The 25081-nt window shown below is 70.8% G+C and carries 23 protein-coding genes; 13 read left to right on the top strand and 10 right to left on the bottom strand.

Annotation, left to right across the window (positions count from 1 at the left end):
- Nucleotides 1-5: 5 nt before the first annotated feature.
- Genes meaB through RIB45_RS17050 form a run of 4 tightly spaced genes read right to left on the bottom strand, consistent with a single transcriptional unit; the run spans nucleotide 6 to nucleotide 4101 of the window.
- Entirely contained in the window at nucleotides 6-1004 is a 999-nt protein-coding gene (gene meaB / locus RIB45_RS17035; RefSeq protein ID WP_350051740.1) for a methylmalonyl Co-A mutase-associated GTPase MeaB, read from the bottom strand.
- A 43-nt stretch (nucleotides 1005-1047) separates the two neighbouring features.
- Nucleotides 1048-1536 (bottom strand): hypothetical protein, encoded by a 489-nt coding sequence (locus RIB45_RS17040; RefSeq protein WP_350051741.1) that lies wholly within the window; start codon nucleotides 1534-1536, stop codon nucleotides 1048-1050.
- A 40-nt stretch (nucleotides 1537-1576) separates the two neighbouring features.
- Nucleotides 1577-2983, bottom strand: a complete 1407-nt coding sequence (locus tag RIB45_RS17045) for a hypothetical protein (RefSeq protein ID WP_350051742.1) — start codon at nucleotides 2981-2983, stop codon at nucleotides 1577-1579.
- Nucleotides 2980-4101, bottom strand: coding sequence for a hypothetical protein (locus RIB45_RS17050; protein ID WP_350051743.1), 1122 nt, complete (start codon nucleotides 4099-4101; stop codon nucleotides 2980-2982). The genes RIB45_RS17045 and RIB45_RS17050 overlap by 4 nt, the downstream gene beginning before the upstream one ends.
- Before the next feature lie 231 nt (nucleotides 4102-4332).
- Here RIB45_RS17050 and RIB45_RS17055 point away from each other — a divergent pair, with 231 nt between their 5' ends.
- Together RIB45_RS17055 and RIB45_RS17060 are read left to right on the top strand one after the other, a co-directional pair.
- A complete protein-coding gene (locus RIB45_RS17055; protein WP_350051745.1) occupies nucleotides 4333-4773 on the top strand; it encodes an Lrp/AsnC family transcriptional regulator in 441 nt (146 codons plus the stop codon).
- On the top strand, nucleotides 4770-5330 hold the full coding sequence (locus RIB45_RS17060; protein WP_350051746.1) for a GNAT family N-acetyltransferase: 561 nt from the start codon (nucleotides 4770-4772) through the stop codon (nucleotides 5328-5330). The genes RIB45_RS17055 and RIB45_RS17060 overlap by 4 nt, the downstream gene beginning before the upstream one ends.
- 21 nt (nucleotides 5331-5351) lie before the next feature.
- On the opposite strand, the gene RIB45_RS17065 is transcribed toward RIB45_RS17060, so the two are convergent.
- Entirely contained in the window at nucleotides 5352-8549 is a 3198-nt protein-coding gene (locus RIB45_RS17065; RefSeq protein ID WP_350051748.1) for a coiled-coil domain-containing protein, read from the bottom strand.
- Nucleotides 8550-8835: 286 nt separating this feature from the next.
- Between RIB45_RS17065 and upp the strand changes: the two genes are divergently transcribed.
- From upp to RIB45_RS17080, 3 genes are read left to right on the top strand one after another with little or no spacing between them, the layout of a single operon-like run.
- A complete protein-coding gene (upp, locus tag RIB45_RS17070; protein WP_350051749.1) occupies nucleotides 8836-9486 on the top strand; it encodes a uracil phosphoribosyltransferase in 651 nt (216 codons plus the stop codon).
- The gene (locus tag RIB45_RS17075) at nucleotides 9483-10301 is read left to right on the top strand and encodes a dienelactone hydrolase family protein (protein ID WP_350051750.1); all 819 of its coding nucleotides are present in this window, start codon (nucleotides 9483-9485) and stop codon (nucleotides 10299-10301) included. Before upp ends, RIB45_RS17075 begins: the two co-directional genes overlap by 4 nt.
- Nucleotides 10302-10331: 30 nt before the next feature.
- The gene (locus RIB45_RS17080; protein ID WP_350051751.1) at nucleotides 10332-10823 is read left to right on the top strand and encodes a DUF2937 family protein; all 492 of its coding nucleotides are present in this window, start codon (nucleotides 10332-10334) and stop codon (nucleotides 10821-10823) included.
- A 27-nt stretch (nucleotides 10824-10850) separates the two neighbouring features.
- Here the strand turns inward: RIB45_RS17080 and pip are convergent, their stop codons facing one another.
- On the bottom strand, nucleotides 10851-11804 hold the full coding sequence (pip, locus tag RIB45_RS17085) for a prolyl aminopeptidase (RefSeq protein ID WP_350051752.1): 954 nt from the start codon (nucleotides 11802-11804) through the stop codon (nucleotides 10851-10853).
- Nucleotides 11805-11931: 127 nt separating this feature from the next.
- Between pip and RIB45_RS17090 the strand changes: the two genes are divergently transcribed.
- Nucleotides 11932-12834 carry a thermonuclease family protein gene (locus tag RIB45_RS17090; protein ID WP_350051753.1) on the top strand — a complete coding sequence of 301 codons (903 nt, stop codon included), beginning with the start codon at nucleotides 11932-11934 and terminating at the stop codon, nucleotides 12832-12834.
- 22 nt (nucleotides 12835-12856) lie between these two features.
- On the opposite strand, the gene RIB45_RS17095 is transcribed toward RIB45_RS17090, so the two are convergent.
- Nucleotides 12857-14170, bottom strand: a complete 1314-nt coding sequence (locus tag RIB45_RS17095; protein ID WP_350051754.1) for a UbiH/UbiF/VisC/COQ6 family ubiquinone biosynthesis hydroxylase — start codon at nucleotides 14168-14170, stop codon at nucleotides 12857-12859.
- Between the two features lie 455 nt (nucleotides 14171-14625).
- On the opposite strand from RIB45_RS17095, the gene RIB45_RS17100 reads away from it, so the two are divergent.
- From RIB45_RS17100 to RIB45_RS17120, 5 genes are all read left to right on the top strand, one after another.
- A complete protein-coding gene (locus RIB45_RS17100; protein WP_350051755.1) occupies nucleotides 14626-14964 on the top strand; it encodes a P-II family nitrogen regulator in 339 nt (112 codons plus the stop codon).
- A gap of 14 nt (nucleotides 14965-14978) precedes the next feature.
- Nucleotides 14979-16316, top strand: a complete 1338-nt coding sequence (locus tag RIB45_RS17105) for an ammonium transporter AmtB (protein ID WP_350051756.1) — start codon at nucleotides 14979-14981, stop codon at nucleotides 16314-16316.
- A 259-nt stretch (nucleotides 16317-16575) separates the two neighbouring features.
- Nucleotides 16576-17832, top strand: coding sequence for an aminotransferase class I/II-fold pyridoxal phosphate-dependent enzyme (locus tag RIB45_RS17110; protein ID WP_350051757.1), 1257 nt, complete (start codon nucleotides 16576-16578; stop codon nucleotides 17830-17832).
- A 24-nt stretch (nucleotides 17833-17856) separates the two neighbouring features.
- Complete coding sequence (locus RIB45_RS17115; protein WP_350051759.1) at nucleotides 17857-20250, top strand: FtsK/SpoIIIE family DNA translocase; 2394 nt, start codon at nucleotides 17857-17859, stop codon at nucleotides 20248-20250.
- Nucleotides 20195-20944 carry a LolA family protein gene (locus tag RIB45_RS17120; RefSeq protein ID WP_350051760.1) on the top strand — a complete coding sequence of 250 codons (750 nt, stop codon included), beginning with the start codon at nucleotides 20195-20197 and terminating at the stop codon, nucleotides 20942-20944. The genes RIB45_RS17115 and RIB45_RS17120 overlap by 56 nt, the downstream gene beginning before the upstream one ends.
- A 6-nt stretch (nucleotides 20945-20950) precedes the next feature.
- On the opposite strand, the gene RIB45_RS17125 is transcribed toward RIB45_RS17120, so the two are convergent.
- Nucleotides 20951-21772: a sterol desaturase family protein gene (locus RIB45_RS17125; RefSeq protein ID WP_350051761.1), complete on the bottom strand. Its 822-nt coding sequence runs from the start codon at nucleotides 21770-21772 to the stop codon at nucleotides 20951-20953.
- A gap of 164 nt (nucleotides 21773-21936) precedes the next feature.
- On the opposite strand from RIB45_RS17125, the gene RIB45_RS17130 reads away from it, so the two are divergent.
- Complete coding sequence (locus RIB45_RS17130; RefSeq protein WP_350051762.1) at nucleotides 21937-22761, top strand: gamma-glutamyl-gamma-aminobutyrate hydrolase family protein; 825 nt, start codon at nucleotides 21937-21939, stop codon at nucleotides 22759-22761.
- A 22-nt stretch (nucleotides 22762-22783) separates the two neighbouring features.
- On the opposite strand, the gene RIB45_RS17135 is transcribed toward RIB45_RS17130, so the two are convergent.
- Nucleotides 22784-23353: a DUF2059 domain-containing protein gene (locus tag RIB45_RS17135; RefSeq protein WP_350051763.1), complete on the bottom strand. Its 570-nt coding sequence runs from the start codon at nucleotides 23351-23353 to the stop codon at nucleotides 22784-22786.
- A gap of 107 nt (nucleotides 23354-23460) precedes the next feature.
- On the opposite strand from RIB45_RS17135, the gene RIB45_RS17140 reads away from it, so the two are divergent.
- Nucleotides 23461-24252, top strand: coding sequence for an exodeoxyribonuclease III (locus RIB45_RS17140; RefSeq protein WP_350051765.1), 792 nt, complete (start codon nucleotides 23461-23463; stop codon nucleotides 24250-24252).
- A gap of 90 nt (nucleotides 24253-24342) precedes the next feature.
- Here RIB45_RS17140 and RIB45_RS17145 read toward each other — a convergent pair whose 3' ends face one another.
- Nucleotides 24343-24831, bottom strand: coding sequence for a class I SAM-dependent methyltransferase (locus RIB45_RS17145; RefSeq protein ID WP_350051766.1), 489 nt, complete (start codon nucleotides 24829-24831; stop codon nucleotides 24343-24345).
- Nucleotides 24832-25081 lie beyond the last annotated feature (250 nt).

Below are 25081 nucleotides of genomic sequence, written 5' to 3' on the forward strand. Positions count from 1 at the left end.
GATCGCTACCGCCCGCCCGCCAGAAACGCCTCGATCAGCCGCTTGGCCGCGACCGTCGGCGGGCTTTTGCGCGCCATCACTTCGGCCTCGACCGCCGGAAGACGGTCGGCCGTGGCGGGATCGCGCTTCAGCGCCTCGATCAGACCGGCCGCGAGTTCGTCATGCAGCCAGCTTTTCGCCTGCTCGGCGCGGCGATCCTCGAAGCGGCCGGCCTCGCGCATCGTCTCTTCGAAGCGGCGCATGGTCTCCCAGGCCTCCTCGATCCCGGCGCCGGTGACGGCCGAGCACGTCTGCACCGGCGGCGCCCAGACCCGATCGGGACCGCCGGACAGCAGGTTCAGCGCGCCGTGATACTCCGCGGCTGCGCGCCGCGCCTCGCGCTCCAGCGCGCCGTCGGCCTTGTTGACCAGCAACAGATCGGCGATCTCCACCACGCCTTTCTTCAGACCCTGCAGCTCGTCGCCGCCGCCCGGCAGCAGCATCAGCACGAACAGATCGGTCATCTCGGCGACCGCAGTCTCCGACTGGCCGACGCCCACGGTCTCCACCAGGATGACGTCGAAGCCGGCCGCCTCGCACAGCAGAAGCGATTCGCGCGTGCGCCGCGCCACGCCGCCCAAGGTCCCGCCGGCCGGCGAGGGGCGGATGAAGGCGGCCGGGTTCCGCGCGAGCTCCTCCATCCGGGTCTTGTCGCCCAGGATCGAGCCGCCGCTGCGTTTCGACGACGGATCGACGGCCAGCACGGCGAGCTTGCGGTCGCGCTCGGTCACCGTGCGGCCGAAGGCTTCGATGAAGGTCGACTTGCCCACCCCCGGAACGCCGGACAGGCCGATGCGCAGGCTGGCCCCGGTCTTGGGCATGAGGCGGGCCAGCAGGTCCTCGGCCACGGCGCGGTGGTCGGCGCGCGCGCTTTCGACCAATGTGATGGCGCGGGCCAACGCCCGCCGTTCGCCCGCGGCCAGTCGGTCGGCCAGCTCCTCGGCGGTGGGAATCGGGCGGGGCATGGGACTCCGACGCTTGCGTGGCGGGGGGCGGGCGACAGGCCGGTCAACGCCCGCGCTTGTCGACGCCCAACATCTTCTCGGCCATCAGGCGCAGCTGGGCGCGCTGCTCCGGGTCGAGATCGTCGAGCGCCGACTGCTTCAGCTTATGCACCGTCAGCGCGCTTCGGATCAACTGTCGGCGTTCGGCCGCGCGCCCGCCGTCGCCGCTCGGCGCGGGGGTCCCGGCCGCTGCGCCGCGCGTCATCTCGGCGTGCGCCGCGTCAATCGCCTGACGGATCGCCTGCAGGTCGCCCTCGACCCCGGCGGCGCCCTCGACCCCGGCGGCGCCCTCGTCGCCGGCACGCTCGACGGCGCCCGGGCCGCGCGGCGCGTCCGCTTTTCGGGCGGCCGCCTTGCCGATCGGCTGTCCAACCGGCTTTCCGACCGGCTTTCCGGCCGGCTTTCCGGCCGCGGCCTTCTTCGCCGCGGACTCCTCCCAGCGTTTTCGGGCGTCCTTCTCCAGGAAGGCGAAGCGCAGAATCTTGCCGATCATGGCTGCAGTCTAGCGCGGCGGCGGGGGGCGGCGGAAGCGCTCAACTCATCGCCTTTCGGTCGAGCGCCGCGTTGCCGCGCCGGCGCAGCAGGTCGGCTTCGTCGGAGTTGGAGATCAGTTCGATCAACCGCACGGCGGCGGCCAGATGGGCGCGGGCGCGCTCCATCTCGTCTTCGCTCTCGGCCTTGGGCAGCTTTGCGATGATGCGGGCCGCGTAATTGTCGAGGTCCTTGCGCAGCGAGTTGATGGTCGAGGCGCAGGCGGACTGCAGGCCGATCTCCTCGGCGATCGCCATCGTCTCGCCCAGCGCCCGGGCGCGGCGCTCCGAGCGGTCGAAGCGCGCCTCGTCGGGCAGGTCGGAGAAATCCGCCACCGGCCGCGTCCCCGATTTCGGCAGCACCAGCAGCACGACCTGATCCGCGTCGCGCAAGATCATGCGCTCGACCGCATCCGAAACCTGGGCCCGGCACTGAAACATGCGCCGGCCCCATTCGCCGTCCCGGCGCACGCCGATGTCGCTGGTGATGCCCTTGAAGGCGGCGGCGAAGCGCCGCACCCGGCTCATCATCTCCTCCTCGGTCGCGCCCTCCTCCTCGGCGACGGCGGAGACCCGTTCGGCGTCGGCCTCCAACGCGCGGATCACCATATTGCCGGCCGTGGCCAGGTCGGGACGGCTGGCCAGCGTGTCGTCCAGCTTGGGCGTCACGGCGCGGACCAGCTTCAAGATCGGGAAGGGTTGCAACAGCCGACCCATGATCGCGGTCAGGAAATAGAGCTCCAAGCCCGAGTGCTGTTCGGCTACTTGATCGTAATGGCGCTTCAGGACGTTCACCTGCTCCTGATTGAGGTTCAAGATCGGCTTGCGCGGCAGGCTGGCCTTCGCCGACTCCAGGATGTCGGCGATGCGCAGCGTGTAGGCCATCTCCTTCGCGTCCTCCAGGGCGCGGGTTCCGCCGAGCCGCTTGGCCGCCTTGCGCAGCTGGTCCGGATCGGCCTCCTGTTCGACGAGCCAGGCGATCAGCGCGTCGGCCGCCGTCGACCAGATGTCGGAGGCGGCGGCGGCCGCGCGGGCCTCGTCGCCCGCTTTCTGCGCCGCCGTGAAGGCGTCGGCGAGCGGCGGCCAATCATCCGCAATCAGCGTCTCGGTCAGCAGCGTCCACATCGGCATGATGGAGCGGCGCAGGATGTGACCCGTCTCCTTGTAGCCCGGATCCTTGACGACCAGCATGTCCTCGAACGGCACGCACAGCATGCGCTGGGCGGTGAAGACCCGCGGCGCGCGGACTTCCGCCAGCCGGGGCCGCAGGATCTGCATGATGGCGTCGTGCGGCAGGCCGTAGCGGTTCTCGCCGCGATCGAGTTCGATCGTCGCCGCCAGCTTCTTCAGCGACGGCTCCGGCAGCGATTGCACGAACTGCTGCAACTGTTCGCCCGCGTCCGCACTCATGCGGCCTCCTGGCGGAACTGATTGAGCTTGTCGCGGGTGTCGTCGTCGAGATCGGAATCGACCCGTTGACGGCTGTTTCGAATCCAGCGGGCCTGACTTTCGCGCAACTCGATCCACAGCGCGTCCGCCCCGACGGCCTCCAACGGCAGGATGGGGATGTGCTGGGCGAAGGTCTCGAGCACGTCGCGCTGCTCGTTGCGGTCCGAGCGTTGGGCGATCTCCCACATGTCCAGGATGCGCCGCCAGCCGTCGGTCAGATAGGCGATCCGCTCGACCCGGCGGTTGATCTGCACCTTCGCCTTGTCCCAATCGTGCAACGGCCCGCTCATGGCCCGGGCCATCCCGTGCAGACGATCGATGACGCTGCGGGCCTCTTTGGCCATGGCCCGGCCGGCGGTTGCGGTGCGCTGGGCCATTTCGGCGGTGTCGGGGGGCTCGGGAATCAGCCATTTCGACAGGTCGGCGGCGAGGTCCTCGACCGCGGCGACGCGCTCGGCGAGCGGGCCTTCCAGCCCGTCGCCCTCGTGCGCGCCGACCGGCGTGACCAGATCCGACCAGATCTCCAGCCGCTTGATGATCTCGCCGCCGTTGACCCCCGCCTGCTCGGCGAAGCCCCGCAACGCCCGCCGGGCGGCGGCGAGACCTTCCGGCGTCATCAGCGCGCGCTCGTCCATGGTCTTGGCCTCTTCGCCCGCCCCGCCGAGCTGTTCGACCGCCGACTTGATCAGACCGAACAGCACCTTGTTGCGCAGCGCGCCCTGACGGTTTCGCCAGCTGCGGGCGCGGCGCATCGGCTGCGGACCGGCGAGACCGGTCGCGGCGACCTCCATCGCCGCCTGACGCATGGCCAGCGGCGTGACCATGTGCAGACGGCCCAATTGTTCGTGCAGGGCGCGGTCGAAAACGGTCATGGAGAAGACGCCCGGCAGCGTCTTGAAGGGGATCACGTAGACTTCCGTCCCCGCGCCCAGCCCCGGCACCAGAATGTCCGCCGCTCCGTGCGACCGGCGGTAGCGCGCGAAGCTCAGAATCCGCGTCGTGAAAGGCGCGGCGATCCCGCGCTGCTGAAAGGTTTCAGGAAGCTTGCTCGCGCCGTCGCGCGCATGCGCCTCGCTCATCGAACGGCCCCGCAGAAAACGGTGGACGAGGCCGTGGAGCCCCCCGCCCCCGGCCGCGATTTCCCTCCACCGACTTTGGTCTTACCCGACGCTTTTCCGCACGATACGGCGCCCGCACGGGGCAGGCCATGAGAAAGTCTCGCCGCCGCCGTCGGTCGGACGGGCGCAGCCGCCCCGCCGCCGGGCGGTTGAGACTTTATTTAGAAGGCAAACTGATATAAAAATTTACAAATGGAAAGCACCTTTGACGTTTTCGACCGCAAACTGCTCGTCGCCCTGCAACAGGACGCGCGGTTGAGCTTTCGCGCCCTGGCGAAGGCGGTCGGCCTGTCGACCCCGGCGGCGGCGGAGCGGGTGCGTCGATTGGAGCGGGCGGGCGTCATTCGCGGCTACGCCGCGCGCCTGGATCGCGCGGCGTTGGGCGGACGGGTGACCGCCTTCCTCGAGATCGACGTCCCCGGCGATCGGATGCGCGCCGCGCTCGCCGCGGCGGAGGGCGCGCCGGAGATCCTGGAATGTCACCGCATCGCGGGGGCGGGCTCGCTGCTGTTGAAGGCGGCGACGGCGGATCTCCAGGCGTTGGACGCGTTGGCCGCGCGCTTCCGGCTGATCGGGTCGGTGCGGGTGACCGTCGCCCTCGCGCCGGTGTTCGAGCGGGAGGCGCGGCCGTGAGCGCGGATCAGGATCCGGCGCCGCCCGGCTATCGCATTCGTCCCGCCCGCCCGGCCGACGCCGCCGTCCTGCGCCGCTTCGGCGCGCAGTTGCTGGACGAGACCCCTTTCTTTCTGCGCGGCCCCGAGGAGCGGGCGGCCGACGACGCGGAGATGGCCGGCGTCATCCGCAGCTTCGAGGGGGCGTCGGGCGCGGCCATGATGAACGCCTGGGTCGTGCGGGCGGACGGATCGGAGGGGCCGCCGGTCGGCGAAGGCGTGCTGATTCCCGGCCGTCTGCAACGCACCCGACGAACGGCCGTGGTGGGCGTCGGCGTGCTGCGCGCGCATTGGGGCCGCGGCTTGGGGCGGGCGCTGATGGCGGCGGTCGAGCGGCGGGCGCAGGCCGCCGGCCTGATCCGGCTCGAGCTCACCGTCTTCGAACCGAACGACCGGGCGCAGCGGCTCTATGAGCGGCTGGGCTACGGGCGCGAAGGGACCAAGCGGCGCTCGGTCGAGCTGCCCGGACGCGGCCTGATCGACGAGATCCTGATGGCCAAGCTGTTGGACGAGGGGTGACGCGACCCGGCGACGCCCGCGCTAGTCCTCGCGCCCCAGCGCGCGGTTCAACAGGATGTGGAGCTTGCCGACGTCGGCCGTCATGAAGGTCGAGTGCAGCAGGTGCTCCGGATCGGCGCTTTCGGATTCGCTCAAGAGCCGCTCGAACTGATCGACGTAGCGGGTGACGTATTTCCGGGCCTCCGGATCCTCCTGGACTTTCTCGGCGATGCGGCGCACCGCGGCGCCCTGCTTCTGGCGCAGCAGGGTGCGGGTGAAGACGCCCCGGTCGCCCTTGACGTAGCGCTTCCAGTCGGCCTCCGGCACCTCGCCCTGCAACATGCGGGTCAAGTCGATCGAGATCGAGTTCAGGTCCTCCACGATGAAGCGCGCGGTCTTCAGGAACAGATTGCGCCGCGCCTCCATCTCCTTTTGCGCCAGTTGTTTCGATTGTTCGGCGGCGGCGTCGGCCGCGCGGGTCAGGCGCTCCGCCTTGTCGTCGAACACGGCGCCGGCGGCTTCGGTCTTGGCGCGGGCGGTCTCGCTCGCGCTCTCCAGCTGGGCCGCCTTGTCGGTCAGCCGCTCGGCGAAGCCCTTGAGCGCGCCGTCGGCCACCCCGGCCGCCTTCTCCAAAGCCTCCAGCCGCTCGTCCAGCGTCTTGCCGACGGTCGCGATCTGCTGATTGGCCAGATCGCCGGCCGCGGCGACCTCGCCCGCCTGCTTGCGCAAGAGTTCGATCAGCTGCTCGATCCGCTCGCCTGAGGTCGCGGTCTGCCCGTCGACATGGGCCGCCTGGGCGGCGAAGGCGTCCGAGACCAGGCGCAGCGCCTTCTCCGACTCTTCCGCGGCGGCTGCCAGCCCCGCCGCTTGAGCCTTGAGCTGGTCGCGGTTGTCGGCGACCTGCATGCCGGCTTGGACGGAGGCGGTGGTGACCTTCTCGCTTTGCTCGGCGAACTTGGCGCCGACCTGTTCGATCAGGCTCAGCGCGCTTTCCAGCGCGGTCTGAAGCGCCCCCTGCTCGGCGCGGAAGGCGCCGCCGGCCTTGGCCAGCCGCTCGGCCACCTGATCCGCCGCTTGCCGCAGCTCGCCGACGCGTGCGGTCAGGGTCGCGTCCAAATCCGCGCCGCCGTCGACCGCCGCTTTGGCCGCGCCGGCCAACGACTGCGTCTGACGCTCGACTGCGCGGTCGATCGCCTCGGCCTGGTCGCTCAGTTGGCCCGCCAGGGCGGCGAGCGCGTCGGCGTCGGCGCGCAGACGCTCGCGCACGCCCTCGGCCGCGCCGCGGGCCTCCGCGCTCGCGACGCTCAAAGCCTCCGTCCCCTCGCCCAGCGCCGCGCGCACCGCGCCGACGCCCTCGGCGGCGGCGTCCGCGGCCTGGCGCAGGGCTTCGCCGTCGCGGGCCAGGGCCGCGCCGACGCTGCGCGCGCGCTCGGCGCTCCATTCGGCCGAGGCGCGCAGCGCCTCGGACTGTTGACGCAGGCTCTTGGCGGTCTCCTCCGCGCGGCCCAGCGTCGGATCCAAATCCCGGGTCAGGGCCGCGCCGCCCTCCTGCAGACGCTGGGCGACTTGGCCGAGGCGGTCTTCGATCTGCCGGTCCAGCGCGCTGGCCTGGGCCGCGGTCGCCTCGGCGGCCTGCATCAACGCCTCGGTCTGGCGCGCCAGCGCGGCGCGCACGCCGTCGGCGCGTTTCGCGGCGTCGCTTCCGGCGTCGCCCAGCTGCTCGGCCTCCTGCATCAGGGCGGCGCTCGCCCGCCGGATCTCGGCGCCGGCGGTCTCGGCGGTCTCGGCCAGCGCGTCGGCGTTGGCGCCCTGGGCCGCCTGCAAGGCGTCGGTCTGGCGCGTCAGGCGCTCCGCCAGCGCCGCCAGATCCTCGGCCTGCCGCGCCACCGCGCCGCGCACGACGGAGGCCTGGGTCGCCGAGCGCTCGCTGGCGGTCTCCAGGGCCGTGGTCTGGCTCTTCAACTGCTCGACGATGGCGGCGACCTCTTCGGCGCTCCGCTCCAAGGCCCGCTCCAACCCCTTGCCGTGCGCCTCCAGCGCTTCGTCCAGCCGACCGGCGTAGCGTTCGGCCTGATCCTCCAACTTTTCGCCCAGCCGGTCGGCCGTGCGATCGGCCCCTTGGAAGCTCTCCTCCAGCCCTTCGGTCAGGCTGTTCAGCCGATCGGCGACGCCGTCGCCCAGCATGCGGCTGCGCTCGGCCAGCAGTTCGCTCATCCGCTCGATCCGCTGGCGGCTGTCGGCGAGATACTGGTCAAGCGCCCCCTGCTGTTCGCCGAAGCTTTGGGACAGGGCGTCCGAAAGGCGCTTGGTCTCGGCCCGCAAGCGCTCGGCGATGCGCCGGGCGCTTTCCTCGGCCGCGCCGCCGGCCTCGCTCAGGCTCGCGGCGCCGGCTTTCAGGTTGGCCGCGATTTCCTCCGCCTTGCCCTGGCTCGTCGCGCCGGCGACGTCGAGCCGCTTGGCGCTCTCCTCGAAACGGGCGCCCAACAGATCCGCCTGCTCGGCGGCGCGGGCGGCCGCCTGGACCAAATCTTCGGCCTGGGCGTGCAGCGCGGATTCGATTTCATGCGCGCGGGCGAGGGCCGATTCGCTCGCCTCGCCCAGCGCCTTCGCCGTCTCCTCCGCCGAGGCTTCGACCTGGCGTTGATGGCGCTCCAGGCGGTCGGCCATCGCCTCAAGCCGGTCGGTCTGGTGGCTCAATTGTTCGCGCAGGCTCTTGGCGCGGCCTTCGGTCGAGCCGCTGGCGCTCTCCAGCGCCTCGATCTGCAGGCGCAGCGTCTCGGCCAGCTCGCCCAGATTGGCGGCCGCGACGTCGCCGGCCTGGGTCAGCCGGTCGGTCTGACGCTGCAGGGCGTCGGCCACGCTTCGCACGCGCGCGTCCTGCTCGTCCGCCGGATAGGTCAGCAAGGCCAGCTGTCGGCGCAGCGTCTCCGTGTGCAGCCGCACATCCTCCGCCCGCCGCACGTACAGCGCGATCAGCCAGACCAGCAGCACCGGGAACAGCGCGCCCGCCAGCATCGCGCCGATTTCGTGCGGCAGCAGGGCTTCGAGCAGCATCAGCCCGCCCATGGTCTGGAAATACCAACCGCACAGTGCGACCCAGCCGCCGGTGGCGGCGGCGGCGATCCAGCCGGCGGTCCTGGCGCGGCGATCGGCGCGCCGGCGCGCCTCCTCGATCTCCTCGGCTCGAACCTCCTCGCGCGGGCGGTCGGCGGAGGGCAGGCGGGTCACTTTCGCGGTCATGGGCGTCCTGTCGGTCTGGCGCTGACGGTGAAGGCTCGACCTTACCCCGATTCCGCCGCCGGTGCAGCCGCTTAAGGCGGTCGGCGGCGCGCCTGCGGCGTTGTGGGGCGGGGCGGCCGCGTCTATGGTGGCGGCTTAGCGAGAAAGCGAAACCGAGCGCGCCGCGCGACGTCCCCGCCCGATCCCGGGCCGGCGGCGCCGGTCGAGGTCGCGCGCGGGCGCGCCTTCCGCCGCACCGCCAGACGCTGCGCCCGCTGCGAAATAAGATCGAGAGGCCGTCCCCGCCATGCGAAGCCACCCTGACTTCCCCACGCTGCACATCGTCGACCACCCGCTGGTGCAGCATAAGCTGTCCTGGATGCGGCGAAAGGAGACGCCGACCGCGATGTTCCGCGGCCTGCTGCGCGAGATCGCGCTGTTGATGGGCTACGAGATCACCCGCCACGTGCCGATGACGACGCAGTCCATCGAAACGCCGCTCACCGACATGGACGCGCCGGTGCTGGCCGGCCGCAAGCCGGCGATCGTGCCCATCCTGCGCGCGGGCCTCGGCATGGCGGACGGGCTGGTGGAGCTGATGCCCTCCGCCCGCATCGGCCATATCGGCCTCTTCCGCGACCCTGAGACCAAGCGGCCGAAAGAGTATTACGTCAAGCTGCCGGCGCCGGGCGGCCGCCTTTTCATCCTCTGCGATCCGATGCTGGCGACCGGCCATTCGGCCGCCCACGCCGTCGACGTGCTGGTGCGCGAAGGGGCGGAGGAGCAGAACATCCGCTTCCTCTCCCTCGTGGCCGCGCCGGAAGGGGTGAAGGTCTTCGCCGACGCGCACCCGGACGTGGCGGTCTACACCGCCGCGCTCGACGAGAAGCTGGACGAAAACGCCTACATCGTCCCGGGCCTGGGCGACGCGGGCGACCGGCTGTTCGGGACGAAGTGAGCGCCCGATCCCGCCTTTCGCGCCCCCTTTCGCGCCGGGAGGCGGCGGGCGCGCTGGCCGGCGCCGCGCTGGGCGCGGCGGCCCTCGTTCGCGGGGGATCGGCTTCGGCCGCGGCGCAGGCGCCCGCCCCGCCGTCGGGAGAGCGCGTCACGCTGACCCTTTCCGACGGGGCCGAGGTCGCGGCGCTGCTGCATCGGCCGGCGAACGGCGCGCCCGCGCCGGGGGTGCTGCTGCTTCCCGAATGGTGGGGATTGACCGACGCCGTCGCCGCCGCGGCGGCTGATCTGGCGGCGCGGGGCTATGCGGCGTTGGCGGTCGATCTGACGCACGGGCGCCGGCCGACGACGCCGGAAGCGGCGCGCGCCCTGATCGACGGGCTGGATCCCGCGCGCACGCGGGAGGCGCTGATCGGCTGGACCGACTGGCTGGCGCGCGGTCCGGCGGCCGGCGAGCCGGTCGGCGCGCTCGGGTGGGGCTTCGGCGGGGGATGGGCGTTGGCGACGGCGCTCGCCGCGCCGCTCGCCGCCTGCGTCGTCTATTACGGCCGCGTCAACCGCCCGACCGCGGAGCTCGCCGCGCTGCAAGGCCCCGTGCTGGGCCATTTCGCCGAGCGCGACCCCTTTATCGACCGCGCGATGGTGGCGGATTTCATCGCCGCGACGGCGGCGGCGGGCGGCGCGCTCACGGTCTATTGGTATGACGCCGATCACGCCTTCGCCAACCCGGCCGACCCGGCCTATGATGCGGAGGCGGCGGCCCGCGCCTGGGATCGGACGACGTCTTTCCTGGACCAGGCGCTGAAGGCCGACGCCTGAGCGTCCGTTCCGTCACACGAGGCCGCGCCCATGAAACGCACGCTGCTGACCGCCTTCGCGCTGATCGTCGCCCTTCTGGCCTCGCAGGTTCCGGAGTTCCGTCAACAGTATCTGCAGCGCCTCGGCGGGGCGCTCGACGAGGTGACGCGCCAGGTGGCGGCGCTCGACGAGCGCGCGCAGGCCGCCGGTCTGGAGCGCTACGCGTATCTGCGCCGGCTGCTGGGCAACCCCGATCCGATCGTCGTGCGCGAGGGCGAGGCGCTGCTGGATCTGGTCAGCCGCAAGCGGCGGCTGGAGACGGCGATCGCGCGGATCGAGGACGCGCCGGCCTATCTGCACGTCGTCCAGATCGTCCTCAATCTGGAGCCCGAGGTCGCCTCGGCGGCGCTGGAGGATTACGTCCCGGCCGCGCCGCTCAGCCTCTCCGGGCTGTTCCACGCTTTCGTCGGCTTCTTCGTCGGCTATCTGGCCCCGATGGGGGTGCGCCGGCTGTTCCCGCGGCGGGTGCGGGCGGAGGGGTGAGCGGGCGCCGCGCCCCCGCTCGGCGCCTTACGCGCCGAGCGTCTTGAACCGCTCCATGGCGTTGACCAGGCCGATGGCGACCCCCGGCTCGGTGGCGGAATGGCCGGCGTCGGGGACCAGCGTCAGGCGCACGTCCGGCCAAGCCGCCGCAAGCTCATGGGCCGAGTGCGGCGGGCAGACGACGTCGTAGCGCCCCTGGACGATGGCGCCCGGAATGCCGTGCAGGCGCTCGGCCTTCGCCAGCAGCTCCCCCTCCTCCAGGAACAGCCGGTTGACGAAATAATGCGCCTCGAGCCGCGCCAACGGCAGCGCCACGTCGGATCGGGTCAGCGACTGCACGCTTTCGCGATTGGGCATGAGGGTGGAGCATTCGGCCTCGTAGCGGCTCCAGGCGGTCGCCGCGGGACCGTGCACCGCCGGATCCGGATCGCACAGCCGCGCGTAATAGGCGGCCAGCGGATCGCCGCGCTCCGCCTCCGGCAGGAAGCCGAGAAAGGCCTCCGCCGCTTCGGGGAAGAAGCGGCCCATGCCGTGCAGAAACCAGTCGACCTCCGCCTGGCGGCACAGAAAGACGCCGCGCAGCACCAGCGCGATCACGCGCTCCGGATGGGCCTGCGCATAGGCGAGCGCGAGGCTGGAGCCCCAACTGCCGCCGAAGACGATCCAACGCTCGATCCCCAAATGCGCGCGCAGCGCCTCGATGTCGGCGATCAGGCGCTGGGTGTCGTTTTTTTCGATCTCGGCCTGGGGCGAGGAGCGTCCGGCCCCGCGCTGATCGTGCAGCACGATGCGATAATGCGAGGGATCGAAGAAACGCCGATGGCCCGCGCTGGAGCCCGCGCCCGGCCCGCCGTGCAGGAAGCAAACCGGCACGCCGCCCGGATGGCCCGCCTCCTCCCAGTAGATCTCGTGCGGGGCCTCTACCTTGAGGCGGCCGCTGGCGCGGGCGTCGAGGGTGGGGTAAAGCCGGTCTCGCGGCATGATCGCGCCTTCGGTTAAGATGCAACTGGCGGCGGTCGCGCCGCCGTCCGGCAGTATGCGGGGCGAGCCCGGCGCGCGCAAAGCGGAAATGGCCAGCGCTTTCCGCAGGCTAGCGAGGAGGAGAGGAATGATCGCACGGCGCGCGGCGAGGGCGGGGGTCTGGGCCGGCGCGCTCGCGCTTGCGGCGCTCTGCGGCGGGACGCCGGGGCCGAACGCGCGCGCCCAGACGCCCGAACCGCCGCCCGAACCGCCGCTCGAACTCGACGCCGCCGCGCCGCCCGCCCCCGCGCCGCCCCCCGAGGACGAGGCCTCCTCCCCGCTCGATCTTCAGGCGGGCCTGCCGCAAAGCTTCGAGGCCCGCGTCGAGGCCGCGATCGCCGTCGACCGCGTGCGCCTTGCGGGCGGGCGCGAGTTCGTCCTGCCGCATCTGCTCTCCCCCGGTCTTTGGCGTCCGGGCGCGATCGAAGCCGAGCGGGCCGCCGCCGCGGCGTTGGCCGATCGGACGCTGGGCGCGACGGTGCGGGTCGATCTCGCCGCCGCGGCGCGCGACCGATACGCTCGGCTGCGCGGGCGTCTGCGCCTGGCCGACGGGACGGACCTGGCCGTCGCGATGCTCGCCGCCGGGCGCGCCGTGACGTTGGCGGAGCCCGACGCCCCGCCGGCGCGCCTCGCCGCGCTGTTGGCGGCGGAAGCGGAGGCGCGGGCGGCCGGCGCCGGCTTCTGGCGGGACGGCTTCTTTCGCGTCGCGGCCGCCGAGCCTTACGACGGGCCGCTCGACGGTTTTGCGATCGTGGAGGGGGTGGTGGCGCGGGTCGGGCGCGCCGGTCGTCGGGTCTTCTTGGAGTTCGGGGCCGATTGGCGCCGCGACTTCACCGCCGGCCTGGACGCCGGGGCCGCGCGCCGCTTCGAGCGCGCGGGCGTCGATCTCGACGCGCTTGAGGGGCGGGTCGTGCGGGTGCGCGGCTGGGTGCGGCGCTGGAACGGCGCCTTTCTCGATCTGGAGACCCCGGCGCAGCTGGAGACGCCGTGACCGGGCGCCCCGGCGCGCGCCCTCAGAGCGGCTCGCCGCGCACCATGCGCGGCAGGTCTCCGACGACGCCCATGGCGTGGCGCATCAGGAACTGCTTGGCCGGCGGGGTGCGGTCGACGGCCGCCAGCCCGACGTCTCGGGCGAGGCGCAAGGGCGCGACGTCGTTGGAGAAAAGCCGCGTCAGCGCGTCGGTCACGCCCGCCAGCAGCACGTTGTCGAAGCGCCGCCAGCGCTCATAGTCCTTGAGCGTCGAGGCCGACCCGACATCGAGGCCGAGCCGGCGGGCGTCGACCAGCACCTCCGCCATCGCGGCGACGTCGCGCAGCCCCATGTTGAGGCCCTGACCCGCGATCGGGTGGATGGCGTGCGCCGCGTCGCCGATCAACGCGAAACGCCGGGCGGTGTAGGTCTCGGCGTGGCTGAGACTGAGCGGATAGGAGAACCGCGGCCCCGCGAGCTCGATCTCGCCCAGCCAGTCGCCGAACCGGGTCTTCAACTCCGACAGGAAGGCCGCGTCGTCCATCGCCAGAAAGCGGGGGGCGAGGTCCTTATTCTCCGACCAGACGACGTTCGAGCGGTTCTCCGTCATCGGCAGCATGGCGAAGGGGCCGCCGGGGAGGAACAGCTCCACCGCCGTTCCCTCATGGCTGCGCTCGTGGCGCACGGTGCAGACGATCGAGACCTGGTCGTAGGTCCAGCCCGTGGTCTTGATCGCCGCCGCTTCGCGCTGGCGCGAAAACTTGCCGTCGGCGGCGATCGCCAGATCGGCCGCGACCACCCGGCCGTCGGCGAGATGCGCGCGCGCGACCGCCGGTCCGCGCTCGATCCGCTCCACGCCGGCCGGCGCCATGAGGTGCAGGCGCCCCGTCTGCCGGGAAAGATCGGCGGCCAGCGCGTGCAGCCCCTGGCGGATCACGCGGTTCTCGATGATCCAGCCGAACGGGTCGGTCCCGACCTCCGCATGATCGTAGTGCAGGAACAGCGGCGAGACGCCGCGCAACGGATGGCCGTCCGCCACGCGAATGTCCCAGATCGGCGAGGCCTCCTCCTCGATCCGCGCCCACAACCCGATCTGCTCGAACACCCGCTTGGAGCCGAGCGCGATCGCCGACGCGCGGCCGTCGTAGGAGAGCGAGGCGACTTCCGCCGGCGTCTCGCGGTCGATCACCGCCACCTCAAGGCCGGCGCGGGCCAGCGCGCAAGCCAACGTCAGACCGACCATGCCGCCGCCGGCGAACAGCACGTCCGCGCGAGCCGTCGGCGCGCGCGACCCGGGATCGGTCGGGTCGGCGGCGGATCCGGCGGTCGCGGGCGCGAGGTCGTCGGGGCGGGCCATCGGGCGTCTCCTGCGAAAAAACGAAACGTCGCCGGGAAAGATCGGTCGATCGGGCCGGTCTGTCCAGGCCGCGGCGCCGGACGTTCGGGCGCGTTTCGACGCACCGCCCCGCCCTCTGACCGAATGGGTTAAGACTTGATTAAAATTTAGGCGTTTCGGGATCCATGATTATTTTTTGGGCAAAAAAATAAACCGGCACCACGGCGCCCGAAGGAGGCGAAACTCCTAACCTTCTGTTTTAAATAGAAAAATATGCCAGTCGCGACTCTGGCACGCATCTTGATCTAACAGAGCCGGGTGTTTGTGCATCGCACAACAGCACAGCGCCTGTCGGAGCGGTGCGGTAGGGGGAGCCGCGCGGCGGCGAGCGGCCGGGCCGACTGGGTGTCGCGAGCCGTCGCCGGAAGACCGGATCGACGCTCGCGATGTGACGCAACGAAAGGGGAGCCCATGCGATGAAACTCGTTATGGCGATCATCAAGCCCTTCAAGCTCGACGACGTGCGCGAGGCCCTCACCGGGCTCGGCGTCCAGGGCCTGACGGTCAGCGAAGTCAAAGGCTTCGGCCGTCAGAAGGGGCAGACGGAAATCTACCGAGGGGCGGAGTACTCTGTGAACTTCCTGCCCAAAGTCAAAATCGAAGTCGTGGTCGACGCCGGGATGACCGAGAAGGTCGTCGAGGCGATCCAGAAGGCCGGCGCCACCGGCCGGATCGGCGACGGCAAGATCTTCGTCATCGACGTCGCTTCGGCGGTGCGCATTCGCACCGGCGAGACCGACGGCGAGGCGCTTTGAGGAGGGAGATGGTCATGAAATCCTTGCTGTCCTTCACCGCGCTGAAGCGCGTCCTGCTGCTGGGAAGCGGCGCGGGCGCCGTCGCGCTCGTCGCGACGCCGGCCGTCGCGGCCCCGTCGCTTGAATCGCAATACATCTTCAACACGCTCTCCTTCCTGATGCACGGCTTCCTGGTCATGTGGATGGCCGCCGGCTTCGCGATGCTCGAAGCCGGTCTCGTGCGCACGAAGAACACCACGGCGCAGTGTCTGAAGAACATCGTGCTCTACTCCATCGCGGGCATCATGTTCTACTTCCTGGGCTACGACATGCTCTACGGCGGTGCGTCGCCGTTCTTCGGCGGCTTCAGCTTCTTCTGGAGCGCGGGCGACGTCCCGGCGGCCGAGGCGCTTGAGGGCGGCGAGTACTCCGCCGGCTCCGACTGGTTCTTCCAGATGGTGTTCGTGGCCGCGACGGCCTCGATCGTCTCCGGCGCGGTCGCCGAGCGCACGAAGCTCTGGAGCTTCTTCCTGTTCGTCGTGATCCTGACGGCGCTGATCTACCCGATCCAGGGTTCCTGGAGCTGGGGCGGCGGCTGGCTCGCCGAGATGGGCTTCTCGGACTTCGCCGGCTCGACCATCGTGCACTCGGTCGGCGGCTGGGCCGCTCTGGCGGGCGCCATCGTCATCGGCGCGCGCAAGGGCAAGTACGGCTCGGACGGCAAGGTCCACCCGATGCCGGGCGCCAACCTGCCGCTCTCGACGCTTGGCGTGTTCATCCTGTGGATGGGCTGGTTCGGCTTCAACGGCGGCTCGCAGCTGGCCATGGGCACGATGCAGGACGTGACCGACATCGGCACGATCTACATCAACACCAACCTGGCCGCGGCCGGCGGCGTGGTCGTCGCCACCATCCTGACGCAGGTGCTGTACAAGAAGATCGACCTGACGATGGCGCTCAACGGCGCGCTCGGCGGTCTGGTCGCCATCACGGCGGAGCCGTTGGCCCCGTCGCCCGGTCTGGCGATCATCATCGGCGCCATCGGCGGCGCGATCGTGGTCTTCACGGTGCCGCTGTTGGACAAGCTGAAGATCGACGACGTGGTCGGCGCCATCCCCGTCCACCTGTTCGCGGGCATCTGGGGCACGCTGGCGGTGCCGCTGTCGAACGACGGCGCCTCCTTCGGCCCGCAGATCGTCGGCATCGTCTCGGTCGGCGTCTTCACCTTTGTCGCCAGCCTCGCGGTCTGGTTCATCATCAAGGCGATCATGGGCGTCCGCGTCGACGAGGAGTCCGAGATGGACGGCCTCGACAAGGCGGACTGCGGCATGGAGGCCTATCCGGAATTCGGGTCCGGCTCGCAGCGGATGTAATCTCGCCGCTGACAAGAAGACCGGAACCCGACACGGTTCCACCCCGCAAACTTGGCCCGGAGGGTTCGTCCCTCCGGGCTCTTTCTTTGTGCGGAGGGTTTCTCGGGCGACCGTCTATCGGAGCGCGTGACGCGAATAGAGGGTGTGGGACGTGCGCGACTCCGCTATATCCTGTATAGTTATCCACATCTTGCGTTCACGGCGCGCGGCTTGCATAGCTGTGCGGAGCGCAACGGTTTCGACGGAAGGGCCCTCGCCCATGGCCGACAGCAAATTGGACCGGATGGGGGATTTCCCCTTCACGCGGCTGGCCGCTCTGCTGGAGGGCGTCGAGCCGCCCGAGGGGCGCGCCCCGATCCTGATGCAGATCGGCGAGCCGCAGGCGGCCGTTCCGACAAGCGTGCTCGACGATATTTCGGCCAACCTCGACCTCTTCGGGCGCTATCCGCCGCCGGCGGGCAGCGAGGCCTATCGGCGGGCCGCGGCCGCCTGGGCCGAACGGCGCTACGCCCTGAAGCCGGGAGCGATCAATCCGGCGACGCAGATCCTGGCCACCAGCGGCAGCCGCGAGGCGCTGTTCCAGGCGGCGCTCGTCGCGGCCGCGTTGAAGGAGCCGCAGCTGGCCGACGGCGTGCGGCCTGCGATCCTGACGCCCAACCCGCACTATCACGTCTATCTCGGGGCGGGCGTGATGGCCGGCTGCGATCTGATCCCGGTTCCCGCGACCCCGGACAACAATTTCACGCCCGACTATTCGGCCCTGCCGCCCGACGTGCTGGACCGCACGGCGCTGGTCTATCTCTGCACCCCCGGCAATCCGACGGGGACGGTGACGGGCGCGCAGGACCTGGCAGACATGCTGGCGCTGGCGCGCCGGCACGGCTTCGTGCTGGCGGTGGACGAGTGCTATTCCGAGATCTGGTTCGACCGGCCGCCCACCGGCGGGCTCGAAGCCGCGGTCGCGCTCGACGGGCCCGACAGCGACTTCCGCGGGCTCTTGACGTTCAACTCGCTCTCAAAGCGCTCCGGCGCGCCGGGCCTACGCTGCGGGATCGTCGCGGGCGACGCGGAGTTGATCGCCGCGCTGGCCCGGGTGCGCAGCTACGGCGGGGCGACGCTGCCCGGCCCGCTGATGGCCGCCGGCGCGCGCCTGTGGGGCGAGGAGACGCATGTCGAGGCCAACCGCGCGCATTACCGCCGGCTGGTCGAGCTGGCGGATGATATGCTGGGCGGCCTGCCCGGCTACCGGCGCCCCGAGGCCGCCTTTTTTCTGTGGCTAGACGTCCGCGAGACGGCCGGCGACGGCGAGACCGCGGCCAAGCGCCTGTGGGCGGAGGAGGGCGTGAAGGCGCTGCCCGGCCGATACATGGCGCAGGCCGACGGCTCGGGCGGCGACGCGACGCCGGGCGACGGCTGCATCCGCATCGCCCTGGTGCATGAGGAGGCCGTGACGGCCGAAGCCTGCCGCCGGATCCGCGCCTGTCTGACGCGCGCCGCGGCCGAACGAGCCGCCTGAGATGACGACGAGAGGGTCGAGGCCATGACCGCCGACAGCCGCCGCAAGCCCGCCTTCCTGCCGGAAGGCGTCGCCGACACGCTGAAGCGCCGCGCGATCGAGACCGGCGGGGTGGCGCTCATCGCCGCCGCGCTCGCCTATCTGGCCGCCCTCCTGACCTTCCATGCGGCCGATCCGTCCCTCAATGTCGCGACCGACGCGGCGCCGCGCAATCTTTTGGGCGCGCCGGGCGCGGCGGCGGCGGATCTGGCGCTGCAGAGCCTGGGGGCGGCGGCGGGGCTGTTCGCGCCGCTGGCGGCCGCGTGGGGCTGGCGGCTGGTTGTGGATCGGCGCGTGACGCGGATCTGGCTGCGCCTCGCGCTGGTTCCGCCTATGGCGCTGCTGGCGGCCGCGGCGCTCTCGGCGGCCGGCTGGGAGACGTGGCCGACCGGCGCGGGCGGCGGCGGCTTCGTCGGATCGCTGCTGCTGGACCGGACGGCCGGCCTGCTGCCGCCGGCGACGCTCGGGTGGAGCGCCGCAGGCCTGGGTCTGGCGGCGGCGGTGCTGCTGCTCTACGCGATGGGGATCACGCCGGGCGAATGGCTGCGGCTTGGCCGCGGCGCGGCCGGCGGGGTCGGCGCCGCCTCCGGGGCGGCGCGGGGCGCGATTCGCGGCGCCGGCGGTCTGGCCCCGGCGGCGTTGGCGCTGGTGCGCGGACGCGGCGACGGCCGGGTCGAGCCGACGCTCGACCCCAAGCCCAAGGCGAAGACGGCCGAGGGCGGCCCGCGCGTCGCGCCGGAGCCGCGCCCGACCCGGGCCGATCGGGTCGAAAGCCCGACGAAGACGCGCCCCTCCAAGCGTCAAAGCGCGGAGCGCCAGCGCACGCTCGATCTGCCGCCCACCGACGGGGCCTTCCACCTGCCGACCCTGGAGTTGCTGGAGGACGTCGAAGTCGACGCCCAGGCGCAGACCCAGAACCGCGAGGGTCTGGAGCAGAACGCGCGCATGCTGGAAGGCGTGCTGGAGGATTTCGGGGTCAAGGGCGAGATCGTGAAGGTGCGCCCCGGCCCGGTCGTCACCTTGTACGAGCTGGAGCCGGCGCCGGGAACCAAGACCAGCCGCGTGATCGGGCTGTCCGACGACATCGCGCGCTCGATGAGCGCGGTCTCCGTGCGCATCGCGACCGTGCCCGGCCGGTCGGTCATCGGCATCGAACTGCCCAACGGCAAGCGGGAGATGGTGGGTCTGCGCGAAATCCTGGCCGCCAACGCCTACGAGGGGTCGAAGGCGAAGCTGCCGGTGGTCCTCGGCAAGGATATCGGCGGCGCGGCCGAAATCGCGGACCTCGCGGCGATGCCGCATCTGCTGGTGGCGGGGACGACGGGCTCGGGCAAATCGGTCGGCCTGAACGCGATGATCCTCTCTCTGCTCTACAAGCTGACGCCGGAGCAGTGCCGCTTCATCATGATCGACCCCAAGATGCTGGAGCTCAGCGTCTACGACGACATCCCGCATCTGCTCTCGCCGGTCGTCACCGATCCGAAGAAAGCGGTGGTCGCGCTGAAATGGACGGTGCGCGAGATGGAGGATCGTTACCGCGCGATGTCGAAGCTCTCGGTTCGCAACGTCGAGGGCTACAACAAGCGCGTGACCGAGGCCGCGAAGAAGGGCGAGGTGATCACCCGCACGGTGCAGACCGGCTTCGATCAGGAGACGGGCAAGCCGATCTTCGAGGAAGAGCCCCTCGACCTCACCCCGTTGCCCTACATCGTCGTGATCGTCGACGAGATGGCCGACCTGATGCTGGTCGCCGGCAAGGACATCGAGGCCTCGATCCAGCGGCTGGCCCAGATGGCGCGCGCGGCCGGCATCCACCTGATCATGGCGACCCAGCGCCCGTCGGTCGACGTCATCACCGGCACCATCAAGGCGAACTTTCCGACCCGCATCAGCTTCATGGTGACCAGCAAGATCGACAGCCGCACCATCCTGGGCGAACAAGGCGCTGAACAGCTGCTCGGCAAGGGCGACATGCTCTACATGGCGGGCGGCGGCCGGATCACCCGGATCCACGGCCCCTTCGTCGACGACAGCGAGGTCGAGGCGGTCTGCAGCTATCTGCGCCACCAGGCCGAGCCCGATTATCTTGACGCGGTGACCGACGAGGACGACATGACGGGCGGTTTCGACACCGACGTCAGCGGCGCCGCCCAAGGATTCGGCGGCCAAGGCGGCGGCGGCGAGGAGTCGCTCTACGATCAGGCGGTCGCTCTGGCGGCGCGGGAGGGCAAATGCTCCACCTCCTTCATCCAGCGCCACCTGCAGATCGGCTACAACCGCGCGGCGCGCATCGTCGAGCAGATGGAGAAGGAGGGCGTCGTCAGTGCGGCGAATCACGTGGGTAAGCGCGAAGTCCTGGTCGGCGACCACAGCCGGTGAGGCCGAGGCCCCCCTCGATCGCGGCCGGCGGCGCGCGGCGTTCGATCTGGCCGGGTTGGCCGGGTTGGCCGGGTTGGCCGGGGCGGGGTTGATTCTGCCCCCCGCCGCTTTCGCGGCGGCGCAGGAGACGGGCGATCCGAGCGAGAGCGAGGCCGACCTCGTCGCGCGGGCCGAGCGCTATTTCGACGAGATCGAGACCCTGCAGTCGCGCTTCCTGCAGACCAATCCGGACGGCTCCTATGTCGACGGGACGATCAAGCTGCAACGCCCAGGCCGCATGCACATCGAATATGCGCCGGACAGCGGCCTCGAGGTGATCGCCGACGGAACCTTCTTCATTCTGGTCGACCACCGGCTGGAGTCGGTGACCTATCTGCCGCTCGACGCCACGCCGGCGCATCTGCTTCTGCGCGACGATTTCACCCTGGGCGAGGAAATCGTGGTGAATGCGGTCGACCGGGCGGCGGGGCTGGTGCGTTTGACGCTGAAACGTGCGGGCGAAGAGGATGTCGGCGCCGTCACCGTGACGCTGAACGCCGACCCGATGCAGCTGCGCCAATGGGTGATCGAAGACAGCCAAGGCCGGCTCACGCGCGTCACGCTGCTCGACCCGCGCTTCGGCGTTCGGTTCGATCCCGAAACTTTCGAGTTCAGCAACCCCTACGGCCCGGGTAGGAACTCAAACGACCGCTAAGCGCCGTCAGGCGGCTCGGGGGGGCGGGTCCGCCTTGGGGCGCCCGCGTTGAAACGGCTTCAGCATCAGCCGCGGCAGGTCGCGCTCGGCCAAGCCTTCGACGCCGATCGGCATGGCGGGCCAGCGCACCGTCTCGCTCGTCGTGCCGAACAGCCGGTCCCAGAAGCTGAAGGTGGTGCCGTAGGTCGAATCCGTGTCGCGGCGGATCTTGTGGTGGTGCACCCAATGTTGGGCGGGGGTGATGATCACCCGGGACAGCGCGCGCTCGAAGCCCGCCGGGAGCTTCAGGTTCGAATGGTGGAAGATCGCGGCGAACAGCACCATCGCCTCGAACACCAGCACGCTCGCGAGCGGAATGTCGAAGGCCAGAATGAAGCAGGCTCGCGCCGCCGCCGACAACGCCACTTCGCCGAAGTGGAAGCGCAAGGCCGAGGTGACGTCGAGATGCTCGTCCAGATGATGGATCTCGTGAAACCGCCAGAGGAACGGAATCTCGTGATTGGCCCGGTGCCACCAATAGATCAGAAAATCCAGCAGCACGAGATCGAGCGCGAGGCCGAGCCAGCCGTCCCACCAGGGCGCGACCGCGTCCCGCCAGGCCGGCGCGGCCGCTGCGGCCGCCGCGCTCAGCGGGATCACGACCGCCAGCGACAAAACGACGTTGGCGCCGAAAAGCCCGCCGTTGCGCGCGAGGCGCCGCCAGCGCGCCGGGCCGGTCGGCTCGGTCTCCGCCGCGGGCTTCACCCGCTCGGCCGCAAAGAACAGCGCCACCCAACAGGCGACCGCGACGCCCTTGAAGGCGAGCAGTTGCTTCACGATCTCTTCCATCAGACGGCGAGGCTCCTCTACGCGACGGGCGACGGCTGGGTCAGCATATGGCCGGCTTGTCGGCCCCCGGCAAGCGGCGTAGGGTCGCGCCCGCTCAAATGCTTGTGAGCCGCGGCGCGCGCGCCTGCGCCGACGGCGCTCGAACCTCGGGACGATCCGCCGCCATGACCCACGCCATGACCCATCAGCCGCCCGTCCACGCCGCTCCCGCCCAGCCCGCGCCGCTGATCGGCATTTCCGCCTGCGTGCAGGAGACGGAAGAGGGCGGGCGCTATTTCCGCGTCGGCGAGAAGTACGTCACCGCCGTGGCCGAGGCCTCGGGCGCGATGCCCGTGCTGATCCCGCCGCTGGCCGGCGCCCAGGAGGTCGAGGGCCTGCTGGACCGCCTGGACGGGCTGTTCCTGACCGGCAGCCCGTCGAATGTCGAGCCGCATCATTACGACGGCCCGCCCGCGCGCGACGGCGTCGCCCGCGACCCGGCGCGGGACGCGACCACCCTGCCGCTGATCCGCGGCGCGCTTGAGCGCGGGCTGCCGCTGTTCGCCGTCTGCCGCGGCCATCAGGAGCTGAACGTCGCGCTCGGCGGCTCGCTGCATCAGCATGTCGAGGAGTTGGAGGGCAAGCGCGACCACCGCATGCAGCGCGACCTGCCGATGGACGCGCGCTACGGCGCGGCGCATCCGATCACGATCCGCGAAGGCGGCCTGTTGGCCCGCATCAACGGGGCCGCCGGCGAGGTGATGGTGAACAGCCTGCACGGCCAGGGCATCGACCGCCCGGCCGAACGTCTGGTCGTCGAAGCCGTCAGCGACGACGGGATCATCGAGGCCGTCAGCGTCAAGGACGCGCCCGGCTTCGCGCTGGGCGTCCAGTGGCATCCGGAGCACAAGACGGCGCTGGAATGGCCCCTGTCGAAAGCCATGTTCGCGGCCTTCGGCGAGGCCGCCCGGGTCTACGCCCGCCACCGCGCCGGCGCGCGCGCGGCGTGACAGGACCCGGCGGGCGGCCGCGTCAGCTCGGCTGTTCGATCAACGGGGCGGCCCCTTCCGCCTCCAACCTCTCAAGGGCGCGCGTCATCGCCTGTTCTCCCACCCGCGCGCCCCAGGCGCCGAGCGCCGGCCCGCTTTCCTGCATGATTTGCGGCTGCAGGCGATTGAACTTCTTCATCGTCGGCCGGCTGTAGACCCAATTCAGGTACTTGATCTCTTCCAACGTGAAGTGATCGGTGTAAAGCGCCGTGTAGAGGTCGACCAGCGGCAGTTCCGCTTTCCTGAATTCCGCCAAAAAGAGTTCGCCCAAGCGCGACAGCCTTTGGGACAGCCGCTCCTCGTCGACAGTCTCGCCCTCGGCCGCCGCGTTTCGCCGCACGAGCTCCTCGATTGCGGCCTTTTGCGTCGCCCACATCTGCAGCATGACCTCGTCGAACAGCTGCGCGATGTTTGCGAGGTCGAGAAACTTTGCGACCTCGGCGCGATAGGCGTCCGACGGTTGACCTTCTTCTTCAGCCGCGGCCGGCGGCGCGAGCGCGGAGGAGGCGACCAGACAGCCGGCGAGCGCCAGACTGCGGAGTTTGCTTGTCATGGCGGCTCCCCTCATGCTTCCTCGACCCGACCGGGCGGCGCAGGCCGTCCGGTTCCCGGTCCCGAGCCTAGTCTGCCGTTGTGCGAAAAACAAAAGGATTTCGCCTCATGCGCGTCGTCACCTGGAACGTCAATTCGATTCGATTGCGCATCGATCTGCTGCGCCGGCTGGTCGAGGAGACGGATCCCGACCTCGTTCTGCTCCAGGAAACCAAGGTGCAGGATTCGCAATTTCCCCATGACGCGGTCGCAGAATTAGGTCTGGCGCATAGCGCGATCCGCGGCATGAAGAGTTACAACGGCGTTGCGATCCTCTCCAAGCATCCGCTCAGCGATCCCGACACGCGCGACTGGGTCGGGCGCGACGACGCGCGCCACGTGCTGGCGACGTTGCCGAACGGGGTCGAGGTGCATTCCCTCTACGTCCCGGCCGGGGGCGACGAACCTGATCCCGAGGTCAACGACAAGTTCCGCCACAAGTTAGATTTCGTCAGCGAAATGAAATCCTGGTTCCCCGGCGCCCGCGATCCCAAGCGGCCGATCTTGTTGGCCGGCGACCTCAACATCGCGCCGCTCGACTCCGACGTCTGGTCGCACAAGCAATTGCTGAAGGTCGTCAGCCACACCCCGGTGGAGACCGAGGGGCTGACCGCCGCGCAGGAGGCCTTCGGCTGGATCGACGCGATGCGCGCCCACACCCCGGCGCCGGAGCGGCTCTACACCTGGTGGAGCTACCGTGCGAAGGACTGGCGGGCGGCCGATCGCGGCCGGCGGCTCGACCATGTCTGGCTGTCGCCGGGCCTCGAGGGGACGCTGCGCGACATGCGGGTGATCGAAGACGCGCGCGGCTGGGAGAAGCCGTCCGATCACGCGCCGGTTGTGGTCGATCTGGACGTCTGAGAGGCGCGGGAGCGCGCGGGGCGTCGGGGCGTCGGGGCGTCGGGGCGTCGGGACGGCGGGCCGGCGGGACGGCGGGACGGCGGCGCGCGCCTACCCCTTCACCGCCATGTGATAGCGCCCGGGCCGAACGCCCTCGGGCGGGTCGAGCGGGCGCGTCCCGGGCAGCGCGAGCGCCTGGTCGCTGACGATCACGGCGCCGGGGGCCAGCAGGCCGGGTAAGAGCCGGCTGATCTCGGCGGCCAGCGCGGCGTTGCGCGCGGCCTCGCCGGTGCCGATGTCGCTGTGCACCAGCACGGCGCGCCCGGCCAGATCGGCCGCCGCGCGGGTCAGCGTGTCGCGCACGTCGCCGAGATAGAGGTAATCGTCCGGCGGGATGCAGTCCGGGTGGGCGCGCACCTCGCGCTCGAAGACGAAGATTTGGCGCTCGGGCAGGATCTCGCGCAGATGGTCGTAGGTGCGTCCGTTGCCGAGCCCCAGCTCAAGCACGACGCCCTCGCGCCCCGCGACGCGCTCGGCGGCGGCGTTGAGACAGGCGCGTTGGGCCTTCAGGCGGCGGATCACGGAATCGAGGCGCGACATGGCTCCAAGCCATAGGCTCAACCGGACGTGAACGCAATCCGCGTTTGCCGGGCGCGGGAACTGTGCCATAGTCCGGCCGTTCGGCCGGTTTCGGGGAGAGCCGGCCGCCCCTTCGTCGACGGCCCCGTCGCGGCCGGCGCGACGGGTCCGATCAAGCCGGGTCGGCAAGCCGGGTCGGGAAGCCGGGTCGGCAAGCCGGGTCGGGAGGTCTTTCGGGAGGTCTGCGGCAGATCATGACGGCGCCATCCGA

The organism is Marivibrio sp. (assembly GCF_040218065.1).
Lineage (GTDB): Bacteria > Pseudomonadota > Alphaproteobacteria > UBA8366 > Aestuariispiraceae > Marivibrio.

Excerpts from the sequence above, each read along its gene's own strand:
- meaB (WP_350051740.1), bottom strand. The coding sequence starts at position 1,004 with ATGCCCCGCCCGATTCCCACCGCCGAGGAGCTGGCCGACCGACTGGCC.
- RIB45_RS17040 (WP_350051741.1), bottom strand. The coding sequence starts at position 1,536 with ATGATCGGCAAGATTCTGCGCTTCGCCTTCCTGGAGAAGGACGCCCGA.
- RIB45_RS17045 (WP_350051742.1), bottom strand. The coding sequence starts at position 2,983 with ATGAGTGCGGACGCGGGCGAACAGTTGCAGCAGTTCGTGCAATCGCTG.
- RIB45_RS17050 (WP_350051743.1), bottom strand. The coding sequence starts at position 4,101 with ATGAGCGAGGCGCATGCGCGCGACGGCGCGAGCAAGCTTCCTGAAACC.
- RIB45_RS17055 (WP_350051745.1), top strand. The coding sequence starts at position 4,333 with ATGGAAAGCACCTTTGACGTTTTCGACCGCAAACTGCTCGTCGCCCTG.
- RIB45_RS17065 (WP_350051748.1), bottom strand. The coding sequence starts at position 8,549 with ATGACCGCGAAAGTGACCCGCCTGCCCTCCGCCGACCGCCCGCGCGAG.
- upp (WP_350051749.1), top strand. The coding sequence starts at position 8,836 with ATGCGAAGCCACCCTGACTTCCCCACGCTGCACATCGTCGACCACCCG.
- RIB45_RS17080 (WP_350051751.1), top strand. The coding sequence starts at position 10,332 with ATGAAACGCACGCTGCTGACCGCCTTCGCGCTGATCGTCGCCCTTCTG.
- pip (WP_350051752.1), bottom strand. The coding sequence starts at position 11,804 with ATGCCGCGAGACCGGCTTTACCCCACCCTCGACGCCCGCGCCAGCGGC.
- RIB45_RS17090 (WP_350051753.1), top strand. The coding sequence starts at position 11,932 with ATGATCGCACGGCGCGCGGCGAGGGCGGGGGTCTGGGCCGGCGCGCTC.
- RIB45_RS17095 (WP_350051754.1), bottom strand. The coding sequence starts at position 14,170 with ATGGCCCGCCCCGACGACCTCGCGCCCGCGACCGCCGGATCCGCCGCC.
- RIB45_RS17100 (WP_350051755.1), top strand. The coding sequence starts at position 14,626 with ATGAAACTCGTTATGGCGATCATCAAGCCCTTCAAGCTCGACGACGTG.
- RIB45_RS17105 (WP_350051756.1), top strand. The coding sequence starts at position 14,979 with ATGAAATCCTTGCTGTCCTTCACCGCGCTGAAGCGCGTCCTGCTGCTG.
- RIB45_RS17110 (WP_350051757.1), top strand. The coding sequence starts at position 16,576 with ATGGCCGACAGCAAATTGGACCGGATGGGGGATTTCCCCTTCACGCGG.
- RIB45_RS17115 (WP_350051759.1), top strand. The coding sequence starts at position 17,857 with ATGACCGCCGACAGCCGCCGCAAGCCCGCCTTCCTGCCGGAAGGCGTC.
- RIB45_RS17125 (WP_350051761.1), bottom strand. The coding sequence starts at position 21,772 with ATGGAAGAGATCGTGAAGCAACTGCTCGCCTTCAAGGGCGTCGCGGTC.
- RIB45_RS17130 (WP_350051762.1), top strand. The coding sequence starts at position 21,937 with ATGACCCACGCCATGACCCATCAGCCGCCCGTCCACGCCGCTCCCGCC.
- RIB45_RS17135 (WP_350051763.1), bottom strand. The coding sequence starts at position 23,353 with ATGACAAGCAAACTCCGCAGTCTGGCGCTCGCCGGCTGTCTGGTCGCC.
- RIB45_RS17140 (WP_350051765.1), top strand. The coding sequence starts at position 23,461 with ATGCGCGTCGTCACCTGGAACGTCAATTCGATTCGATTGCGCATCGAT.
- RIB45_RS17145 (WP_350051766.1), bottom strand. The coding sequence starts at position 24,831 with ATGTCGCGCCTCGATTCCGTGATCCGCCGCCTGAAGGCCCAACGCGCC.